Genomic DNA, 18247 nt, shown 5'->3' with positions numbered 1-18247 from the left:
ATGGCATTGACCAAAGCCGAAATGGCTGAACACTTATTCGAAAAACTGGGTATTAATAAAAAAGACGCTAAGGATTTGGTGGAAGCCTTCTTTGAGGAAGTCAAGGAAGCGTTAGAATCTGGTGAACAAGTGAAACTGTCAGGTTTTGGTAATTTTGACCTGCGTGATAAGAATGAGCGGCCCGGAAGAAACCCGAAAACCGGTGAAGATATTCCAATCAAAGCCAGACGGGTGGTTACATTCCGTCCCGGCCAGAAGCTCAAAAGCCGGGTTGAAAACTCAAAGCCTCCGACAGAGTAACGTCGTTACGGCACCTGTTAGCAGTGCCTCGTCTGTCAGGTATTGATGTTCTTTATTAGGGCAATGCGCGCTGCGTATTGCCTTTTTCGTTTTTAAAATTGCATTTAATGCAGGAGTTGCAATGAAAAAAGCAGGATTCCTCGCAGCATTGATTCTTGTTGCTGTGGCGGGGTATTTCATTTATCTGTCCGATTCTTCTTCAGAACAGGCCCCGGTACCGGTGATTACGGTGATGGATATTCTTCATGCTTCTGATCTGGAAGCCGGTATTAAGCAGGCAGTTGCTGATGGCGACAGTGAGGCCTTTGAAAAATGGATGAACCGGGCGCAGGAAGTGGCTGAACAGGCCGGTCTGAGTTCAACTGACATGCAGTATCTTGCGTCATCTCAGGCGGTTGAATACGTAAAGTTCAATGCCAAACGCAGCTTGTTCAATGATGAGTTTGAAGAACGTTACTATGCTCTTGAAGACATCGGCAGTCTGAAGGTGAAGTATCCGGAAGCGAAAGATTTGTTCCCGCAAGTGGAAGCACTGATCACCAAGCGGGATCAGATCATTGAGCAGATTGCTGTCACGTTGTCGTCAGGTCAGGCAGCCGGAGAGAAAGAACGTGAGGCAGCCAGAGAAATGTGGCAGTCACGCTATGCCGGAGCAAACAACGGGGACCGGAATGCTGTCCGGCCGGGTACCGGCGAATAATCAGCATGGTTTCACCCGTTATCTTCGCTGCTGACGGTCAGCGGGTGAAATGTTGCAGCGGTCAGTGCACTTAAATCAGACGGTTTCAAACCGACTTCAAGCCCTCTGCGGCCGGCACTGACATGCATTTTATCCAGTTTCTGCGCTGAATGGTTAATGAAGACCGGTAGTCTTTTCTTTTGTCCCAACGGGCTCACTCCACCCAAAATATAGCCTGTAGTCCGCTCGACGTCTGCAGGGGCGGCCATGGCTGCTTTTTTCGCGCCGGCTGCTTTCGCCACAGCTTTCATACTCAACTTATCTTCCACGGGTATAATGCAGACAACCCATTGCTGCTTATCCGTTTCTGCTACCAGGGTTTTAAAAACCGTTGCAGGGTCGAGGTGCAGTTTTTCGCAGGCTTCCAGTCCGTATGAAGGCGCAGCGGGATCATGTTCGTATTTTAATACCTGATGTGTCACTTTCTTTTTTTTCAGAAGATTAATCGCCGGCGTCATAGGGCCTCAACTAAGGAAGATAAAAAGAGTTTTGTGCGTTTTGATTTTTGCATCAATACCGCTTTTTATGATATCAATATCAACGCGCTAACTTAATCAAATAATAAAAATAAACCGGATTAAGACTCAATTGCGAAAACGCCTGCCATCAGTTTCTTTCATCACGTAGTCGGTGCATCGCGCGCCCGGAAATGTATGTATGCAAGTTAAATCACGCTTTATTGCCTTGTCAGTACTGGCAAGTCTGAGTATTTTTGTCATTATGATGAGTAATGAGTTCGGCCAGATCATGAGTTTGACGGCCGGTCTTACTATTCTTATCGCTATGCTCTGGATGACCGAAGCATTGCCTATTCCCGTCACGTCTCTTATTCCTTTTTTTGCCTTTCCCATGGCGGGAGTGATGACCTATCAGGAGGCTTCATCGGCGCTGGGAAGCCATGTTATCTTGTTGTTGATGGGCGGCTTTATGTTGTCCAAATCGCTGGAAAAATCCGGCGTACACCGCAGGCTGGCAGTTTATATGCTGAAGCTTACCGGAGCCTCAAATGCTAAGCGTCTGGTGCTCGGTTTTATGCTTACCTCTGCGGTTCTCAGTATGTGGATATCAAATACTGCCACTACGCTGATGCTGCTGCCCATTGCACTGGCGATAATCAGCTCTGTGGATTCTCCCCGTCTGGCATCTGCGATATTACTCGGTATTGCCTACGCCGCCAGTATCGGAGGGGTAGGTACACCGATTGGTACGCCGCCGAATATCATTTTTATGAGTGTGTATCAGCAAACTACCGGCACTGAGCTGAGCTTTCTTGACTGGATGAAAACCGGTATTCCGGTAGTCATACTGGCTATTCCGGTGATGGCGCTGTGGCTTACACGTCATCTTGGTCAGATCCCTACGGTGGTGTTACCGGACACCGGTGACTGGAAACCGGCTGAACGACGGGTGCTGATTTCATTTTTAATTATTGCGTTGGCCTGGGTTTTCCGGCCGTTCTGGACACAGTGGCTGGGCATGACGAATGTGAGTGACAGTACCATCGCCATGGCCGGTGTGGTAATGATGTGTCTTATTCCGGACGGCAATAAGGAAAAGCCGGGACAAATTCTCGACTGGGATACTGCAGCTCAGATCCCCTGGGGCCTGCTGATGGTTTACGCCGGCGGTATTTGTCTGGCTAAAGCTTTCACTGTATCAGGCTTAAGTGTGGTGCTGGGGGAAGCATTGACCAGTTTATCGGTATTACCGGTCATGCTGCTGATCCTGGTGCTGTGTCTTGCAGTGAGCTTTGTGACTGAAGTGACGTCCAATACAGCCACAGCTACTTTGTTGATGCCAATTCTGGCCAGTGCCGCTATTGCCCTCGACCTCGACCCTGTGGTGCTAATGATGCCTGCTGCTATCAGTGCCAGTTGCGCGTTTATGATGCCGGTTGCCACGCCGACAAATACAATTGTCTATGGCAGTGGTCATATTAATATGCAGACAATGGTAAGAGAGGGCACCATTCTAAACATACTGGTAGCATTTGTGGTTACCGGCGTGGTCATTGTCACACGCCTTTAGCTGCCGGTGAAAGACATCAGCTATTGCTGATGTCTTCTTATCTGCACAATCATGCCAAACATGGGGTGGTCAAAGTAGTGTATTTGTTTACTGATCACCCGGCGTACCTGATGAAAAGGTACTGCCTGCAGTTCAAATTCAGGCTGCCCGTTTTCGCTCTCTCCCGTCGTTACCGGCTGACGGTACTGCATCTCACTGTCGATGTGCAGATAAGGTACCCGGTTAATATATTTCAGATACACTTTCAGAAAACCATCTAATTGCCAGATGGCAGGAGTAAGGCCTTCGTTAGCCTGTGCGACAGTCGTATTTTGTGCTGTATCCGTCTGCATGATTAGTTCAGGTCCCGCTGTCATCATGTCGTCGAAACTCACCTTGCCGGCGCGGTTCAGACGTAAAGACAACTGCGTAAAGAAATCATCCTGTGTCAGCGTTAAATCTTCCTGTGCCTCTGCCGGTTCGGCGGGTTGCGGTAATACCGGTTTAATGGCTTCACCGTTCATTGTGAAGCTGTCTGCATAATTGTCGCCGGCGATGATCCGCATGGCTGCAGCTTTTTGTTCACCGAACTTCACTGGCTGACGCCAGGCAATATGGAGCATACGGTTTAAGCCCCGGGTTTGCCGGATCTGCCGTGAAAGTTTAGTCAGTTCCAGACTGTCGTAAGGCAGCAAGTGTGCGAACCGGGCGAATTCTGTATCCCGACCGTCAAGAAACTCCGGCACAACATCCGGTGCGGGAAGAGAATTATCCGGTTTGTATGTCTGCCATTTACCATTTTGCCAGCTTAACCAGTCCTGCGGCGATTCACAGTAGCTGAAACGGGGCACAGTGACGGGTTTAACCGTATTGATCCCGGAAAAAGCAATCCAGTACTCAGCGATTTCTGAATCTGTGACAGGTTCAAAAGCCGGCGTAACCGGTTCCTCGTCTGCAACGGCCATTTCACCGGATGAGAACCCGTCATTGCCGGTTTCTTCGCTGAACGCTTCTGCCAGCGCATCTTCGCGGTTCTGCTGAGACAGTTCTGTTTCATCAGATAAGTCCGTCGCCTGATCAAAATCAGATGCACGGCTGTCTGACAACCCTGTGTTATCAGTGCCTGTACCGGTATTCTCTGATAACAGTGACTGCGAGGCTTTCCAGCGCGCATAGTCAGCCTGAATGTCTTCCAGTGACGGCGTATCCATCCACAAAGGGGAGGAGGGCACACCACAGGTGGCGAGACCTTGCTTAATGTAACTGATATCAGGACGAAGATAGTTGTCAATCAGATTTAATTCAGCCACAGACTGAGCCAGTGGTGTTTCAGCAAATTGCTCATTGAGCTCACTGATGCTGAGGTTACGATCGAAAATGATCACTTCCACATCAAACCACCAGTCATCCGCAGCAAATACTGGTGAAGCGGTATTTAAAAGAAGTCCTGCTGCTAAAGCGACTACCCGTTTCATGCTTACTTTGTCTCCATGGCAAAGTCGTTCAGTACATTTTCAATCAGGGATAACCGTTCTTCTGCTGTTTCGGTTTTCTTCACCAGACGCAACTTCTGGCTGCCTTCAAAACGGAACGTATCAGAACGGGTTTGTACCAGTTGGATGATATACCCCGGATCCACCGGCGTATTTTCTCTGAATTCAATGGTGCCGCCAATGCTGGTCAGGTCGATTTTTGTTATACCCAACCGTTTTGCGATGAGTTTAAGTTCAGCGACTTTGATAAGTTGTTTTGCCGGCAACGGCAGTAAACCAAATCTGTCTATACACTCAACCTGGAATTCATCAATGGCATCTTTACTCTGACAACTTGCCAGTTGCTTATAGAGTGAAAGACGCTGATTCACATCTGCAATATAGTCATCGGGCAACAGCGCAGGAATACGCAGCTCAATTTCCGTCTGATTGGCTGAAGCATCTTCCAGACTGGGCTCGCGGCCTTCCTTCAACGCTGTCACAGCCTGGTCCAGCATGTCCATGTACAGCGTAAAACCGATAGAGGCAATCTGACCCGATTGATCATCGCCGAGCAATTCACCGGCACCGCGAATTTCAAGGTCATGGGTAGCCAGTGCGAAGCCTGCACCCAGATCTTCCAGGCTGGCGATGGCTTCCAGACGCTTGGCCGCATCTTTCGTCATCCGCTTCGGATGCGGGGTAAGCAGGTATGCGTAAGCCTGGTGGTGAGAACGGCCCACACGTCCGCGTAACTGGTGAAGCTGCGCCAGACCGAGGTGGTCGGCTCTGTCCATAATGATAGTGTTAGCGGTAGGAACATCAATACCGGTCTCAATGATAGTGGTACACACCAGCACGTTATAGCGCTGGTGATAGAAATCACTCATCACGGTTTCCAGTTCCCGTTCACGCATTTGTCCGTGACCGGTGGCAATGCGCGCTTCCGGGACAATTTCGGCAATTTCTTTCGCGGTTTTTTCGATGGTATCCACTTCATTGTGGAGGAAGTAAACCTGACCACCGCGAAGAATTTCACGCATAACCGCTTCACGGATCACGGACGTATTGCGTTGCTGCACAAAAGTCTTTATCGATAGACGGCGTGCTGGCGGCGTAGCGATGATGGATAAATCACGCATACCGGACAATGCCATGTTCAGCGTTCTTGGTATGGGGGTAGCGGTAAGGGTCAGGATATCCACATCAGCACGCAGGGATTTGAATTTTTCCTTTTGACGCACGCCAAAGCGGTGTTCTTCGTCAATGATCACAAGGCCAAGATCATTAAATTCAATGTCACTGCTGAGCAGTTTATGAGTGCCCACCACGATGTCTACCTGGCCCTCTTTGATGCCGTCGACAACGGATTTCTGCGCTTTACCGCTGACAAAACGGCTCATTACCTGAATATTAAACGGCCAGTTTGCAAAGCGGTCTTTGAAGTTCTCAAAATGTTGTTGTGCCAGCAGAGTGGTTGGCACAAGTATGGCCACCTGTTTACCGTGATTGGCAGCCAGAAAAGCTGCCCGCATGGCTACTTCTGTTTTACCGAAGCCCACGTCACCACAAACCAGTCTGTCCATGGCCTGCGGTGAACCCATATCCTGAATAACCGCATTGATGGCCTGAATTTGATCCGGTGTTTCTTCAAAAGGAAAGCTGTCGGCAAAACTCTGGTAATCTTCCCAGTTGATGTCGTAGGCATAACCCGGTTTCGCTGCCCGTTTGGCATAGACATTCAACAGTTCCGCAGCCACATCGCGGACCTTCTCGGCAGCTTTTTGTTTCGCCTTTGTCCACGCATCTGAGCCCAGTGAGTTCAGTGGTGCATGATCCACATCGCCGCCGGTATAGCGTGAAATCAGATGCAGAGAAGACACGGGGACGTAGAGTTTTGACTGCTTTGCATATTCAATGCAAACGTACTCGGTCATCACGCCGCCGGCATCCAGGGTTTTCAAACCCGTATACCTGCCCACGCCGTGGTCAAAATGTACCACAGGTTGTCCAACCGACAGTTCGGCGAGGTTGCGGATAATTGCACTTTCATCCGTTGCCTGCCGTTTGTCACGTAAGCGGCGCTGACTGACCTTATGGCCCAGCAGTTCTGTTTCAGTAATAAACAGAATATTGCCCTGTTCACGCTGCCACTCGAAGCTGTTTTCAACCAGACCAACGCAAATACCTGTAGCAACATCACTGTCGATGAAGGCACTGAATTGCTGAACGGCCTCAGGGCGGATCCCTGCTTTATTCAGCAGAGTCAGCAGGTTTTCCCGCCGTCCCTGAGATTCAGCACTGAAAAGCACACGGCTGCCGGCATTCCGTGCGGCTTTCATTTTTTCCGTCAGCGCCTGAGCCGGCTGTTTCTTCTGTGGATTAAACGCGATGTCTTTAAGGCTTTCGCATCCGAGGTTGGATTTTCCCGCTTTTTCTTCTAAAGCGTCTGCGTGCAGCGTAATCCGCGGCCAGTTTTTTACCTGTTCGAAAAGTTGGTTAACCGGCAGAAACAGTGCTTCAGGGCTGAGCAGGGGGCGTGATAAGTCGTATCTGCGCTGTTCGTAACGCTCAGCCACATCTGCCCAGAAAAACTCGCTGGCGTCCATGACATCGCCATGCAGCATCAGGACGGCATTATCGTGGAGATAGTCAAACAGGGTAGCGGTATGGTCAAAAAACAGCGGCAGGTAGTATTCGATACCCCCGGGCATGGTGCCTTTGGATACCAGACTTAATACCGATTCCTGCGAACTGTTGCTGTCGAAGGTTTCCAGATAACGGGCTCTGAAGGCTGAAAGTGCAGCTTTGTCGGTGGGAAATTCTCTCGCCGGTAACAACCGTATTTCATCTACGGCATCCGCAGAGCGCTGATTTTCTGTTTCAAAATACCGGATAGAATCAATTTCATCATCGAATAAATCAATGCGGAATGGTCTGTCACTGCCCATGGGAAACAGGTCGATAATTGAACCGCGAATGGAAAATTCGCTGTGGCTCATTACCTGGTTTACATGCAGATAGCCGGCTTGTTCGAGATTGCGCCGGAACTGTTCACGGTCGAGGGTATCGCCTTTATGAACCATCAGCAGATATTTATTCAAATAATCTACCGGTGCCAGCCGTTGCATCAGCGTGTTTACGGGAACGATGAAGATACCGCGGGGCTCGTTCGCCATCCGGTACAAAGTTTCCATCCGCTGGGAAACAATATCCTGATGGGGCGAAAATATATCATAAGGCAGAGTTTCCCAATCAGGGAACAAGGTGGTAACACTTCGGTCGTTATCTAAAAACCATGCAAGTTCCCGCTGGAGCTTCATGGCTGACGGTGTGTCAGCGGTGATAACAACCACCGGTCCTTTATGCTGCTTGTATGCCTGGCTGACGGCCAGAGCGCGGCTACTGCCTTTTAACTGACCCCATTGCTGGTGATCACCTGTGCTGCCGGCCTTTTTTGCCTTCGGCAGTGGTAAAGAAAAAATTGTGGCTGTCATGTCACCTTGAAAACTATTGGCTGGTTATCATGGAGTTGCGTGAGAGCGAACTATTCCTGTTTGTCCTGAGCGCGTTTGCGCAGCTGCTGGGTTTGCAAATGCAAACTGGCGCGCACCAGCAATTCCTGATCCTGTTCACGGATGCTGCGGAAAATGAAGGATATATGGTAATCATCTCCGTGCTGCTGGCAAGCAATAACTTCACCGAAACAATAAACAGCCGCCGCTTCCTGATTGAGAAACAGCTTCAGTTCAGCCAGCGTACCGGTTTCGTAAGGCGATGCGGTACTGACGATTATACCGCCGCCGCCAAACTTAACGGTTTGATAGTGACATGTCTCATCATCCTGCTGGTGCAGTATATAAGACATCATCAGGTCGATTTTTCTGGCCTGATGGTTCAGATAATCAGTCAGCGCTGCAGCGTGGTCTCCGAGGTTACGTAGCGGTCTTAATGCCTGTGCCTCGATGGCTGCCATTTCCCCGGCAATTCTGAATGCATAGGGCATGACGGATTCAAGATCATCACTGGCAGGAACGGGTTTACCCGCTTCCAGCGGCACTACGTTTACCGGCAGTTCACTGGTAATCATGAAGAACTCGTCAAATTGTGCCTGTTTATCTGCCAGTGTCTCGTTGCTCATTTAAATCCTGCTACATCAATCTTGTACGTAGTAAAGCTTACACGTAGACTAACAACTTTACTAATACGGTTGCCGTATTACGCCATTTACTTTTTCCGACGCCGGGTTTTCATGTTTCAACCAGTCTCTGCCTTTCTGGCGCTGCGCTATTCTACTGCGAATAAACAAAATAGCTTTGTTTCGTTCATTAACTTTTTTTCAGTCGCCGGGATTGCGCTGGGTTTGATGGCGCTGATCATTGTGTTATCGGTGATGAACGGGTTTGAAGGGCAATTGAAGCAGCGCATTCTGGGTATTCTGCCTCATGTGGTTGTACATGCGGAACCGTCTGCGGCCCCCTTTGAAAGCATTGCCGGTGTAGACCATGTCATGCCGTTTATCGAAACAGAAGGGGTTTTACAGGCAAGAAGCGGGCTGAGAGGTGTGCAAATTCAGGGCGTTGTGCCTGAAGATATGCAGGACTCTGTGGTGGCAGAAAACATGGTGGCCGGTAAGTTCACCGGTCTGGAAAGCGGCAGTTTTAATGTGATTGCCGGTCAGGCGCTGGCTGTTCAACTCGATCTCAGACCGGGAGATACAATGCGTCTTCTTGTGGCTGGAGCCAGTGTATACACCCCGCTGGGACGCATGCCGGCTCAGCGTATTGTAAAAGTAGCAGGGTTGTACGGGGTTAATTCTCAGATGGATGACAAGGTCATCTTTATGCATCTGGACGATCTGAAAAGGTTATTAAGGAAACCTCAGAATGCGCCCTCAGATACCCGCCTTTTCCTTAACGACGCCTTTAATTACAGTGCGGTCATAAACACATTAGACGGGCAGGGCTTTTCATCCGATAACTGGCGGGAACGTCAGGGTCCCTTGTTCGATGCCGTGAAAATGGAAAAAAACATGATGTTTATGATGCTGCTGCTCATCATTGCAGTTGCTGCATTTAATATTGTTTCTGCGCTGGTGATGGTAGTCACTGAAAAGCAGGGTGACATTGCCATCTTACAAACTCAGGGAATGGAAGCCGGTCAGATACGGACAGTCTTTTTACTTAATGGCCTGTTTAACGGTGTGAAGGGCGCTATACTTGGTCTTGTACTGGGTGTTGTGGTGGTACTGCAACTGAATAATTTGCTGGCACTGCTGGATATTCAGCTGGCATTGTCTGCCGACGGGCAGGGGATCCCTGTGGATTTACGCTGGCATCAGGTCATCATGGTGACACTGTTTTCACTGGTTCTGTGTTTGCTGGCCAGTGTTTACCCTGCTGTGAGAGCGATGAAAGTGCATCCTGCTACGGCGCTGCAGAACGAATAAACTGGCTTGCACTATGTTGACCATGTGGTTAATTTTGCGTGCAAATAACCTTAATTTTCACTATACTTCCCGCCTTTCAAATCTGGCCGGATAAATGCTATGAACAAAAACTTTATTACCTCCCAATCTCTTCTGGAAGACTCGTTCCGTTTAGCGGCTATGGTATATGAAGATGGCTTCCGGCCGGACTTCATTATCGGTATCTGGCGTGGTGGTGCGCCTATTGGTATCGCCGTTCAGGAATTTTTTGAATTCAAAAATACCCCCACTGACCACATCGCAGTGAGAACATCGTCTTACTACGGTATCAACAAACAGTCGAAAGAAATCCGTGTTCACGGTCTGCATTATCTGGTCGAGAATGCTAATGCTGACGACAAACTGCTGATTGTTGATGATGTATTTGATTCCGGCCGCAGTGTGGATGCGCTTATCAACCAGGTGCGTAAACTGATGCGTCTGAATATGCCGAAAGATATCCGTATTGCCTGCCCCTGGTACAAGCCACAGAACAACAAGACGGAAATTGTTCCTGACTATTATGTAAATCAGAGCGATGAGTGGCTGGTATTTCCTCACGAAATCGCCGGTTTGAGTGAGGAAGAAGTGCGGGAAGGTAAAACCGAACTGGCCGGTGTGATGGATATTCTTTACAAGAAAGACTAGTAGATCCTGCTGTTAAATGTGTCTGCGCTATATGCGCAGACAGCTGTCGTCCCACTGGTATTCCATTTGTCTGGCTGTTGCTTCAGCATCAGCTTTCTTCGTAATATCAGCTACCAGCGTTAACGCCATGTCGATGCCGGCTGATATACCGCCACTGCTGTAAAGCGCGCCCTGATTCACTACCCGGCAATGTTCATGCACAGTGAGTGACGGATAAAGCTTGCGCAAATCAGCAATGTCCTCCCAATGTGTTGTTATATTATGAGTATCCACAATTCCTGCTTCGGCTAGCAAGAATGCACCGGTACACACTGACGCCACTATCTTTGCACTGGCAGATGCCTGTTTGATCCATGCCAGCAACACAGGATTGTTCACTTCGCGGGTATGATCGCCGCCAACCACCACCAGGATGTCCGGTTTCTCTGCATCTGCAAATGTAGCGTGGCTCTGTACCATAAAACCCGCACGGGCTTTAATCATGGCTGTTTCTGCTACCAGTTGTACCTGCCAGTTAAACTGGTGGGTCCGCACAGCCGTAGTGAAAACTTCGTAGGGCCCGGCGAAATCTAGTACTTCAGCATCGGGGTAAATCACAATGGCAAAACGTAATGGCTGTCGGTTATTTTCCGTCGATATAGAATTTGTCATGGAAGGTGTAGACCAGTTCAGGTTTATAGACGATGAGCAATGTCATAGTCATACCATTTAACAGACCTTCCGGGAAGAGCAGTAAGGGGATAAGAATTAGGTAGTTATCTCTTACGGTTTGCCAGTCATATAAACCGTCAGCCAGGTAATATCCCCCCAGCAAACCCATTTTCAAAGCAATGACTATGGCGCCCGGGAAAAATGCACAGGCAAATATGTAGACGAACAGGTTACGGGGGATTTTGTGAAATGCGGTCATAAAGATGACGTAGTTGACGCACACAGGCATGACAACGCCAAGCAGACCATTTACGCCAATCATATGCCATTGTTCAGTACCGGTTAATGTTATACCGGTAAGGGCCACGGCTCCGGCAATCAGCGCCTTTCTGAATCCGAGTGTCAGCGTTAGTGCACTCAGCCATAAAAAATGGACATCCAGCCCCTGATAAATCCCGGCACGGAAAATCCATAAAAAAAACAGCAGCGCGGTATAACCGAATAACACATGCTGCTGTCTCTTATCTTTTAACAGAACCTGCCAGGACAGATTCCTGATTATCACAATCATCAGTCCGGTGAACAGAATAAGTGCGAATGTCTGCAGGCTTGTCAATGATGACCTCGTTAGTTAAATATCATACACCGTCCAGATGGGAGCATGATCAGACGGCTTTTCAATGCCGCGCAATTCGTAATCAATGCCGGTTTCCTGAAGCCCTTCATGGACAGGCTTTGTTGCCAGGATATGGTCAATGCGCAAACCCCGGTTGTCGTTAAATCCTTTTGAGCGGTAATCGAACCAGCTGAACTGGTCGCTTACTTCCGGATTTTGTGCTCTGAAGCTGTCGGTCACGCCCCAGTCGTAGAGTGTGTTAATCCACTCACGTTCTTCCGGTAAAAAAGAACATTTGCCGGTTTTCAGCCAGCGTTTACGGTTATCCTCGCCAATGCCGATATCATTGTCTGCCGGTGAAATGTTCAGATCACCCATAATGATGACGTTGTCATCCTGACTATGGTGGCCACTGAGATACCCCATTAAATCGACATAGAATTTACGCTTCGCCGGGTACTTGGTTTCATGCTTTTCATTCTCGCCCTGAGGAAAATAGCCATTCAGTACCCGCACCGGCTGACCATTCTTACCTGCTAACGTCACCATGATCATGCGGCGTTGAGCGTCTTCTTCATCAGTGGGGAAACCGTATTGCACATCCAGCGGCTTCTCTTTTGTGAGCATAGCCACACCGTAGTGACTCTTTTGTCCGTGGAAGAAAACGTGGTAACCCATCGCTTCCACATCAGCGACAGGAAACTGCTCGTTATGCACTTTGATTTCCTGCAAACCGATGACATCCGGCTGGTGTTTTTCAATCAGTGCAGACAGCTGGTGCAACCGCGCACGGATCCCATTAATGTTAAAAGATACTACTTTCATGAAATTCACTGTTAATTAATTTATTGCAATCATAGCAAAACCGCTGTGCTGCCTGAAGACAGGCGCAGGCGATTTTGCAGCGTTTGAGTTAAGCAGGTTCACTGTAGTGTGAGGCAGTATTAATGATACTTTCAAAAACCTGTCTGGCAGCGTCTCCCGCATCATCTTCGTTGATATTATTGGCCCCGGCCCAGTCAGTAGCGCCTGCTTTAAACGTTTCCCAGTTTGCCCCGGTTTCTGCTATGGCACGGTAGTATTGCTGCGGTAAACCGGGATGGCGTGACTGCAACCAGCGACTGATAATACTGCCGCCCATGGACGATCCCATCCACACATAACTGAATGCCAGCAGGCTGATGGGTGACTGAGATGATAATGCAGATTTAAACTCAGGCTGTTCTTCCTGCACACCTAAAATTTGCAGGTCCAGGTTGAGTGCATCAATGACATCATCGACTATAATCAGGTGACGTATTTCATCAGGTAAGCGGGCCACGAAAGGCGCGGCATAAATGTGAAAAGCACTTAGTACAGACAAGGCTCTGCCATAATGCAACGGACTGAACGCTTCACTGCGCATCTGGTAACAAAACGGGTAGGTGGCTTCTAACCGCTTGTGAGGTTCTGACGATGATTCTCTGAGTGTTAAAAATAGTTTATTTATATTCATCAATAAGTTGATCTGATATTCTGAAAACGTTGTAAGACATTAAGCCGTAAAAAATTCTAAAAGTCATAAGCACGGTTCAAACACATGGATAACGCCACTTCATCAGACTTCACTGTCGATCTGACTAATTGCGACAGAGAACCCATTCATCTGCCGGGCAGCATACAATCCTTTGGTTGTCTGATTGCTGTGCGCGCCGACTGGCTGATTGCATTTTGCTCAGCCAATACTGAACATTATCTGGGTGTACCTGCGGATGAACTTGCCGGAGAACCGCTGAAAAACTGGTTTGACAAAACGACGTTACACCATATCCGTTCTTCCTTACAGTCTTCCATGATTACCGGCAGAAATGAACGGTTGTTTGCACAAAAAGTTGTGGCTACCGGACTGACTGTTGATATCTCTGTTCATCATAACGGTCTTTATACGCTGATAGAGCTGGAAGAAGTGCACAGTGAACGTAAAGCTGATGAGCAGTTTGTGCGATCTCTGCTGACGCAATTTTACCGTGCCGCCGACAGTAAAGAACTCATTGATCAGGTTGCCCAGCAAATACAGCTTATCACCGGATATGACAGAGTGATGGTGTATAAGTTCCTGCCGGACGGGTCAGGAGAAGTGGTGGCTGAAAGTAAGCAATTTAAGTTGGAGCCTTTTCTTGGCTTGCGTTACCCCGCCTCTGATATCCCTAAGCAGGCCCGTGCTCTGTATGTGAAAAACCTGCTGAGAGTGATTGCTGATGTGGATGACACAACGGTGCCGGTGTTGCCTGCTGTAAAGGGGGCTGACAGTCAAATTGATATGTCATTTTCCACTCTGCGTGCGGTCTCTCCCATCCATATCGAGTATTTGAAAAACATGGGAGTGAAAGCCTCACTGTCTGTTTCCATTGTCATCAACGGTAAGCTGTGGGGGCTGTTTGCCTGCCACCACTACAGCCCTAAAGTACCGTCGTATTATCAACGGACGGAACTGGAACTGTTTGCTGAGGTATTTTCCCTGGAGTTGTCGTCACGTTTAATGACGGAACAAGGTGTAGAGCGGGACAGAGTGCGGCATGTTCACAATCGAATAATGTCGACCATTCCGACCTCCGGTTCGCTGGCACAGGGCATTGCTGATCAGTTTCCTGTCATGCGTGACCTGATAAAATGTGACGGTATTTGCGTCATTGTAGACGGTGAAGTACGCAGCGAAGGGCATATTCTGGAACCGGATAACCTCAAGAGGTTGTGCCGTCAGTTGAACGCACTGGCACCCAGTGAAATTGCCGCTATTGATACCCTTGCGGATTTTATGAGTGGTTATCAGACTGATGTTCATGGCATTGCCGGTGTGCTGGCAGTCCCTGTTTCAAAAAGTCCCAGAGATTATTTGCTGTTTTACCGTCAGGCACAGACTAAAACCGTAAGCTGGGCAGGTAATCCGGAGAAACCGGTGGTAGCCGGCCCGAATGGCGCCAGACTCATGCCAAGGAGCAGTTTCGACGTCTGGCAGCAAACCCACAGTGACAGTTGTCACGAATGGCTTGAGCAGGAACTTAATGACGCAGATTCTTTGCGGGTGACCCTTCTTGAAGTAATGATAAGACACATTCAGGAAAGGGACAGTATCCGCCTGCAGGCTGCACGAAAACATGAAATTCTGATATCGGAACTGAATCACCGGGTACGGAACATTCTGAATCTGGTCAACGCTATTGTGATGCAAACTGAGCAAGCCGGCAGAACACTTGATGAATTTATTCAGGTTCTCAGTGGCCGCCTGGTTGCTCTGGCATCCGCTCATGATCAACTTACTGCGTCAGACTGGACTGATATTTCATTCCGTAAATTACTGGAAACTGAAATTCAGGCCTATGTGAATTTATCTAACAGCATCGAGCTCCATGGTGAGGATGTGTTGATAGCGCCTTATGCTGCCACGCCTCTGGTGCTGGTAATGCATGAAATGTTTACCAATGCGGCGAAATATGGCGCGCTTTCGAACTCAGGTGAAAAGGGCACGGTGTCTGTCCACTGGTCTGTATCGAAAAAATCTGAGTTAATCATCCGTTGGGAAGAAACCGGCGGTCCTCCTGTGTCGCTGCCGGGTAAAGACAGTTTTGGTATGACAATGATACGGAATGTCATTCCTCATGAGCTTGAAGGCGAAGTGGACATTGAGTTTTCTCCGGGCGGCGTAAGAGCGACACTGGTGATCCCCCACCGTTATCTTGTCATTAAAGACAACTCAGCGGACAGTGAAAATGAAGCAGCGATTGTACAACCCGATACGTCTTTGAGCGTGCCGGAACATGCTCTGGTAGTCGAAGATAGTTTGGTGATTGCCCTTGATATGCAAAAAAAGCTGAAGGCGCTTGGTGTTCAGAATGTCGCTGTAGCAGGTACGCTTGCCGCAGCACGCCGTTCTGTTGAAGGGCGCGAACCCGGCCTGGCTGTTTTTGACGTGCATCTGGGTAATGAAACCAGTTTTGACCTTATCAGACAGCTTTCGGTCAAAGGTATTCCTGCCATTATCGTCAGTGGTTATGGTGAGGATGTAGACATCCCGGATGAAATAAAGCATGTACCGGTGTTAACCAAGCCGGTCACCGGGCAGGATTTAATGACTACTTTGGCGCAAATCTTGTAAGACTGATTGACGCAGTCTTCATTCATGATTAAGAGTAATGTGTAACTTAGCGTCAACCGTCGTCTTCAGTCGTATCCGGCGGTGATAACAGGAGTAGTGATGAGTTTACTGGAAAATAAGCAGGTGCTGGTGGTGGAAGATACCACTATTGCGGCAACGTATCTGGCCCGCGAACTTACTCATATGGGCGCTGAAGTCGTCGGGATTGCCCGCTCAGAGTCGCAGGCCGTTGAAATGGCTGAGGAACTCGAACCTGAACTTATTCTGATGGACATCCATCTGGCCGATGGTGGAAGTGGTATTGAAGCCGCGCGGATCATTGCCAGCAAAATTGTTGCGCCATTGATTTATACGACGTCGTTTTCTGACGACACTACATTAAGCCAGGCTCTGGAAACGTCGCCATATGGCTACATTGTTAAACCATTCAATACTAAAACACTGAAAGTCTGTTGTGAAACTGCATTAAAGCGGTTTGAACTGGAACAGAAAATCGTGTTCAACACGGTGCTGCCTGAAATCCAGCGCGAAACTGCGGCACCAGTCAGTCGCGGTGGAGTCTTACCAAATGAAACTGAGAAGAAGCACCGCCTTTCTGACGTGATCTTCGATCAGTTATCCGAAGGGGTCGCTATTATTGATGACGCCTTTATAGTCACGGAGGCAAACCGCTCACTGGCAACCTTGTTGACCGGTGCTGTGTCTACCCTGAAAGGGCAGGACATCACCCGATATGGTTTTAACCCTGAACTCTTTTCACGTTGCGATGAACTGGCACAGTCTGACCGTGTATATCGTCATAAATTATCACTGCGAAACGGCACGGAAGCGATGTTTCCCGCTTTTATTACCCTGTCATGCCTGGATGCCGGAACGGACAGGCAGCAATACATCCTTACGGTTTCTGACATATCAGATTTGTCCCGTGCAGAGCGTAAGCTTGAGGAACTGGCCTTCCGGGATCCGCTTACCGGGACAGGAAACCGCAATTATATGAAGCTGTTGCTGGATGAGGTGAAATTTTCACGCTGTATCCAGTCTCTGATTTTTATTGATTTGGATGGTTTTAAACAAATTAATGACCGCTACGGTCATGATATTGGCGATGCGTTGCTGGTAACCTGCGCTCAACGCCTGCAGTCTGAACTGAGAAACACAGATACATTAATTCGCCATGGTGGCGATGAATTTGTTGTGCTTGTTCAGGACAACGCTGACATATTAGCGCTGACACAAAAAATGCTGGTGTCTCTGGCCAAACCTTATCATTGTCACAGTGTGCCACTTTTTGTCACTGCCAGTATTGGTGTCGCTGATTTTGATATGCAGGACAGCACAGAAGATTTGCTGAAACACGCTGATATCGCTATGTATGAGGCGAAAAAGCAGGGTAAGAACCAGACTGTGGTTTATTCCTCTGACCACGAAACTGCTATTGAATACCGTTTGCTGGTGGAAGAGAGTTTGCTGGCTGCTATTAAAAATCAGGATTTATACGCCAGTTTTCAGCCTATTGTTGACGGTGAAGGCAATGTTGTCGCTCTTGAAGCCCTTTGCCGCTGGCGGGGGAAAGATGTAAAAGACATGCAGCCGGATACGTTCATTCCCGTGGCCGAAGAGACGGGTTTGATAAATCCCTTAGGTTTAAAAATGTTGAGGGAAGTATGCATTGCAAGCGGAATGCTTGAAGCACAGGACTTAAGTCACATCAGGATCCACATTAACGTGTCGTTGTTGCAGCTCAGTTCAACAGCGCTGGTGGATCAGTTTGTCACCTACTTTGCGGATTTCAATGTATCGCCATCATCCGTGGTGATCGAAATTTCAGAGCGGGCTATCGTCGATGCCGGCGCTAAGCGTATTATCCGGGCGCTGGAAGATTATGGGTTTACAGTGGCGCTGGATGATTTCGGACATGGCCTTGTGGCCTTATCCGAATTAACGGATAACCGGGCGTCGGTGATAAAATTCGACGGTACCTGGCTGGCCAGACTGGAAGATGAACCAATGCGGTTATTGGCGGCGTCGCTGGTGGATTTAAATAAGCGTTTGGGTAAATCAGTTATTTTTGAAGGCATAGAGTCTCCCGCACAGGCGGCATTTGCCAGAGAGGTAGGGGCAGATTTATTCCAGGGCTTTTTATATGCCAGGCCAAAGTCTCTGACGGAAATCCTCAGAATGCTTGCGCCTGAAGAGGCACGTGTTGCTTATTAAA

General features: G+C 48.7%; 15 protein-coding genes. 7 read left to right on the top strand and 8 right to left on the bottom strand.

The genetic code is table 11. The features are described 5' to 3' along the window. The gene (ihfA, locus tag J3369_RS12055; RefSeq protein ID WP_303574002.1) at positions 1–300 is read left to right on the top strand and encodes an integration host factor subunit alpha; all 300 of its coding nucleotides are present in this window, start codon (positions 1–3) and stop codon (positions 298–300) included. 121 nt (positions 301–421) lie between these two features. Further along, on the top strand, positions 422–1000 hold the full coding sequence (locus J3369_RS12050) for a hypothetical protein (RefSeq protein ID WP_349587132.1): 579 nt from the start codon (positions 422–424) through the stop codon (positions 998–1000). An 11-nt stretch (positions 1001–1011) separates the two neighbouring features. Here J3369_RS12050 and ybaK read toward each other — a convergent pair whose 3' ends face one another. Continuing rightward, positions 1012–1497, bottom strand: a complete 486-nt coding sequence (gene ybaK / locus J3369_RS12045) for a Cys-tRNA(Pro) deacylase (protein WP_349587130.1) — start codon at positions 1495–1497, stop codon at positions 1012–1014. Positions 1498–1696: 199 nt separating this feature from the next. Between ybaK and J3369_RS12040 the strand changes: the two genes are divergently transcribed. Continuing rightward, positions 1697–3067 (top strand): SLC13 family permease, encoded by a 1371-nt coding sequence (locus J3369_RS12040; RefSeq protein WP_303573999.1) that lies wholly within the window; start codon positions 1697–1699, stop codon positions 3065–3067. Between the two features lie 20 nt (positions 3068–3087). Here J3369_RS12040 and J3369_RS12035 read toward each other — a convergent pair whose 3' ends face one another. Genes J3369_RS12035 through J3369_RS12025 form a run of 3 tightly spaced genes read right to left on the bottom strand, consistent with a single transcriptional unit; the run spans position 3088 to position 8659 of the window. Further along, positions 3088–4521, bottom strand: a complete 1434-nt coding sequence (locus J3369_RS12035) for a CsiV family protein (RefSeq protein ID WP_349587128.1) — start codon at positions 4519–4521, stop codon at positions 3088–3090. Between the two features lie 2 nt (positions 4522–4523). Further along, a complete protein-coding gene (gene mfd, locus J3369_RS12030) occupies positions 4524–8015 on the bottom strand; it encodes a transcription-repair coupling factor (RefSeq protein WP_349587126.1) in 3492 nt (1163 codons plus the stop codon). Between the two features lie 50 nt (positions 8016–8065). Further along, positions 8066–8659, bottom strand: coding sequence for a PilZ domain-containing protein (locus J3369_RS12025; RefSeq protein WP_349587123.1), 594 nt, complete (start codon positions 8657–8659; stop codon positions 8066–8068). Between the two features lie 111 nt (positions 8660–8770). On the opposite strand from J3369_RS12025, the gene J3369_RS12020 reads away from it, so the two are divergent. Next, the gene (locus J3369_RS12020; protein WP_349587121.1) at positions 8771–9967 is read left to right on the top strand and encodes a lipoprotein-releasing ABC transporter permease subunit; all 1197 of its coding nucleotides are present in this window, start codon (positions 8771–8773) and stop codon (positions 9965–9967) included. Positions 9968–10066: 99 nt separating this feature from the next. Then, complete coding sequence (locus J3369_RS12015) at positions 10067–10633, top strand: phosphoribosyltransferase (RefSeq protein WP_119501586.1); 567 nt, start codon at positions 10067–10069, stop codon at positions 10631–10633. Between the two features lie 27 nt (positions 10634–10660). Here J3369_RS12015 and J3369_RS12010 read toward each other — a convergent pair whose 3' ends face one another. The 4 genes from J3369_RS12010 to J3369_RS11995 all read right to left on the bottom strand — a co-directional run bounded on the left by J3369_RS12010 (position 10661) and on the right by J3369_RS11995 (position 13395). Next, positions 10661–11284, bottom strand: coding sequence for a DJ-1/PfpI family protein (locus J3369_RS12010; protein WP_349587118.1), 624 nt, complete (start codon positions 11282–11284; stop codon positions 10661–10663). After that, positions 11256–11900, bottom strand: coding sequence for an energy-coupling factor ABC transporter permease (locus J3369_RS12005; protein ID WP_349587115.1), 645 nt, complete (start codon positions 11898–11900; stop codon positions 11256–11258). The genes J3369_RS12010 and J3369_RS12005 overlap by 29 nt, the downstream gene beginning before the upstream one ends. A 15-nt stretch (positions 11901–11915) precedes the next feature. After that, positions 11916–12725: an exodeoxyribonuclease III gene (gene xthA, locus J3369_RS12000; protein WP_349587112.1), complete on the bottom strand. Its 810-nt coding sequence runs from the start codon at positions 12723–12725 to the stop codon at positions 11916–11918. Positions 12726–12813: 88 nt separating this feature from the next. Next, positions 12814–13395: a biliverdin-producing heme oxygenase gene (locus tag J3369_RS11995; protein WP_349587109.1), complete on the bottom strand. Its 582-nt coding sequence runs from the start codon at positions 13393–13395 to the stop codon at positions 12814–12816. Positions 13396–13479: 84 nt separating this feature from the next. On the opposite strand from J3369_RS11995, the gene J3369_RS11990 reads away from it, so the two are divergent. Together J3369_RS11990 and J3369_RS11985 are read left to right on the top strand one after the other, a co-directional pair. Further along, positions 13480–16032, top strand: a complete 2553-nt coding sequence (locus tag J3369_RS11990; protein WP_349587106.1) for an HWE histidine kinase domain-containing protein — start codon at positions 13480–13482, stop codon at positions 16030–16032. 99 nt (positions 16033–16131) lie between these two features. Next, positions 16132–18246, top strand: a complete 2115-nt coding sequence (locus J3369_RS11985) for a two-component system response regulator (protein WP_349587103.1) — start codon at positions 16132–16134, stop codon at positions 18244–18246. The last annotated feature ends 1 nt before the right edge of the window (position 18247 follow it).

The sequence above is a fragment of the Alteromonas sp. NFXS44 genome (assembly GCF_040148705.1).
GTDB lineage: Bacteria > Pseudomonadota > Gammaproteobacteria > Enterobacterales > Alteromonadaceae > Alteromonas.
This window is presented reverse-complemented; position numbering and strand designations above follow the sequence as displayed.

What these genes read in the sequence shown, in the direction of transcription:
- ihfA (WP_303574002.1), top strand. Translation starts at nt 1, where the DNA reads ATGGCATTGACCAAAGCCGAAATGGCTGAACACTTATTCGAAAAACTG.
- J3369_RS12050 (WP_349587132.1), top strand. Translation starts at nt 422, where the DNA reads ATGAAAAAAGCAGGATTCCTCGCAGCATTGATTCTTGTTGCTGTGGCG.
- ybaK (WP_349587130.1), bottom strand. Translation starts at nt 1,497, where the DNA reads ATGACGCCGGCGATTAATCTTCTGAAAAAAAAGAAAGTGACACATCAG.
- J3369_RS12040 (WP_303573999.1), top strand. Translation starts at nt 1,697, where the DNA reads ATGCAAGTTAAATCACGCTTTATTGCCTTGTCAGTACTGGCAAGTCTG.
- J3369_RS12035 (WP_349587128.1), bottom strand. Translation starts at nt 4,521, where the DNA reads ATGAAACGGGTAGTCGCTTTAGCAGCAGGACTTCTTTTAAATACCGCT.
- mfd (WP_349587126.1), bottom strand. Translation starts at nt 8,015, where the DNA reads ATGACAGCCACAATTTTTTCTTTACCACTGCCGAAGGCAAAAAAGGCC.
- J3369_RS12025 (WP_349587123.1), bottom strand. Translation starts at nt 8,659, where the DNA reads ATGAGCAACGAGACACTGGCAGATAAACAGGCACAATTTGACGAGTTC.
- J3369_RS12020 (WP_349587121.1), top strand. Translation starts at nt 8,771, where the DNA reads ATGTTTCAACCAGTCTCTGCCTTTCTGGCGCTGCGCTATTCTACTGCG.
- J3369_RS12015 (WP_119501586.1), top strand. Translation starts at nt 10,067, where the DNA reads ATGAACAAAAACTTTATTACCTCCCAATCTCTTCTGGAAGACTCGTTC.
- J3369_RS12010 (WP_349587118.1), bottom strand. Translation starts at nt 11,284, where the DNA reads ATGACAAATTCTATATCGACGGAAAATAACCGACAGCCATTACGTTTT.
- xthA (WP_349587112.1), bottom strand. Translation starts at nt 12,725, where the DNA reads ATGAAAGTAGTATCTTTTAACATTAATGGGATCCGTGCGCGGTTGCAC.
- J3369_RS11995 (WP_349587109.1), bottom strand. Translation starts at nt 13,395, where the DNA reads ATGAATATAAATAAACTATTTTTAACACTCAGAGAATCATCGTCAGAA.
- J3369_RS11990 (WP_349587106.1), top strand. Translation starts at nt 13,480, where the DNA reads ATGGATAACGCCACTTCATCAGACTTCACTGTCGATCTGACTAATTGC.
- J3369_RS11985 (WP_349587103.1), top strand. Translation starts at nt 16,132, where the DNA reads ATGAGTTTACTGGAAAATAAGCAGGTGCTGGTGGTGGAAGATACCACT.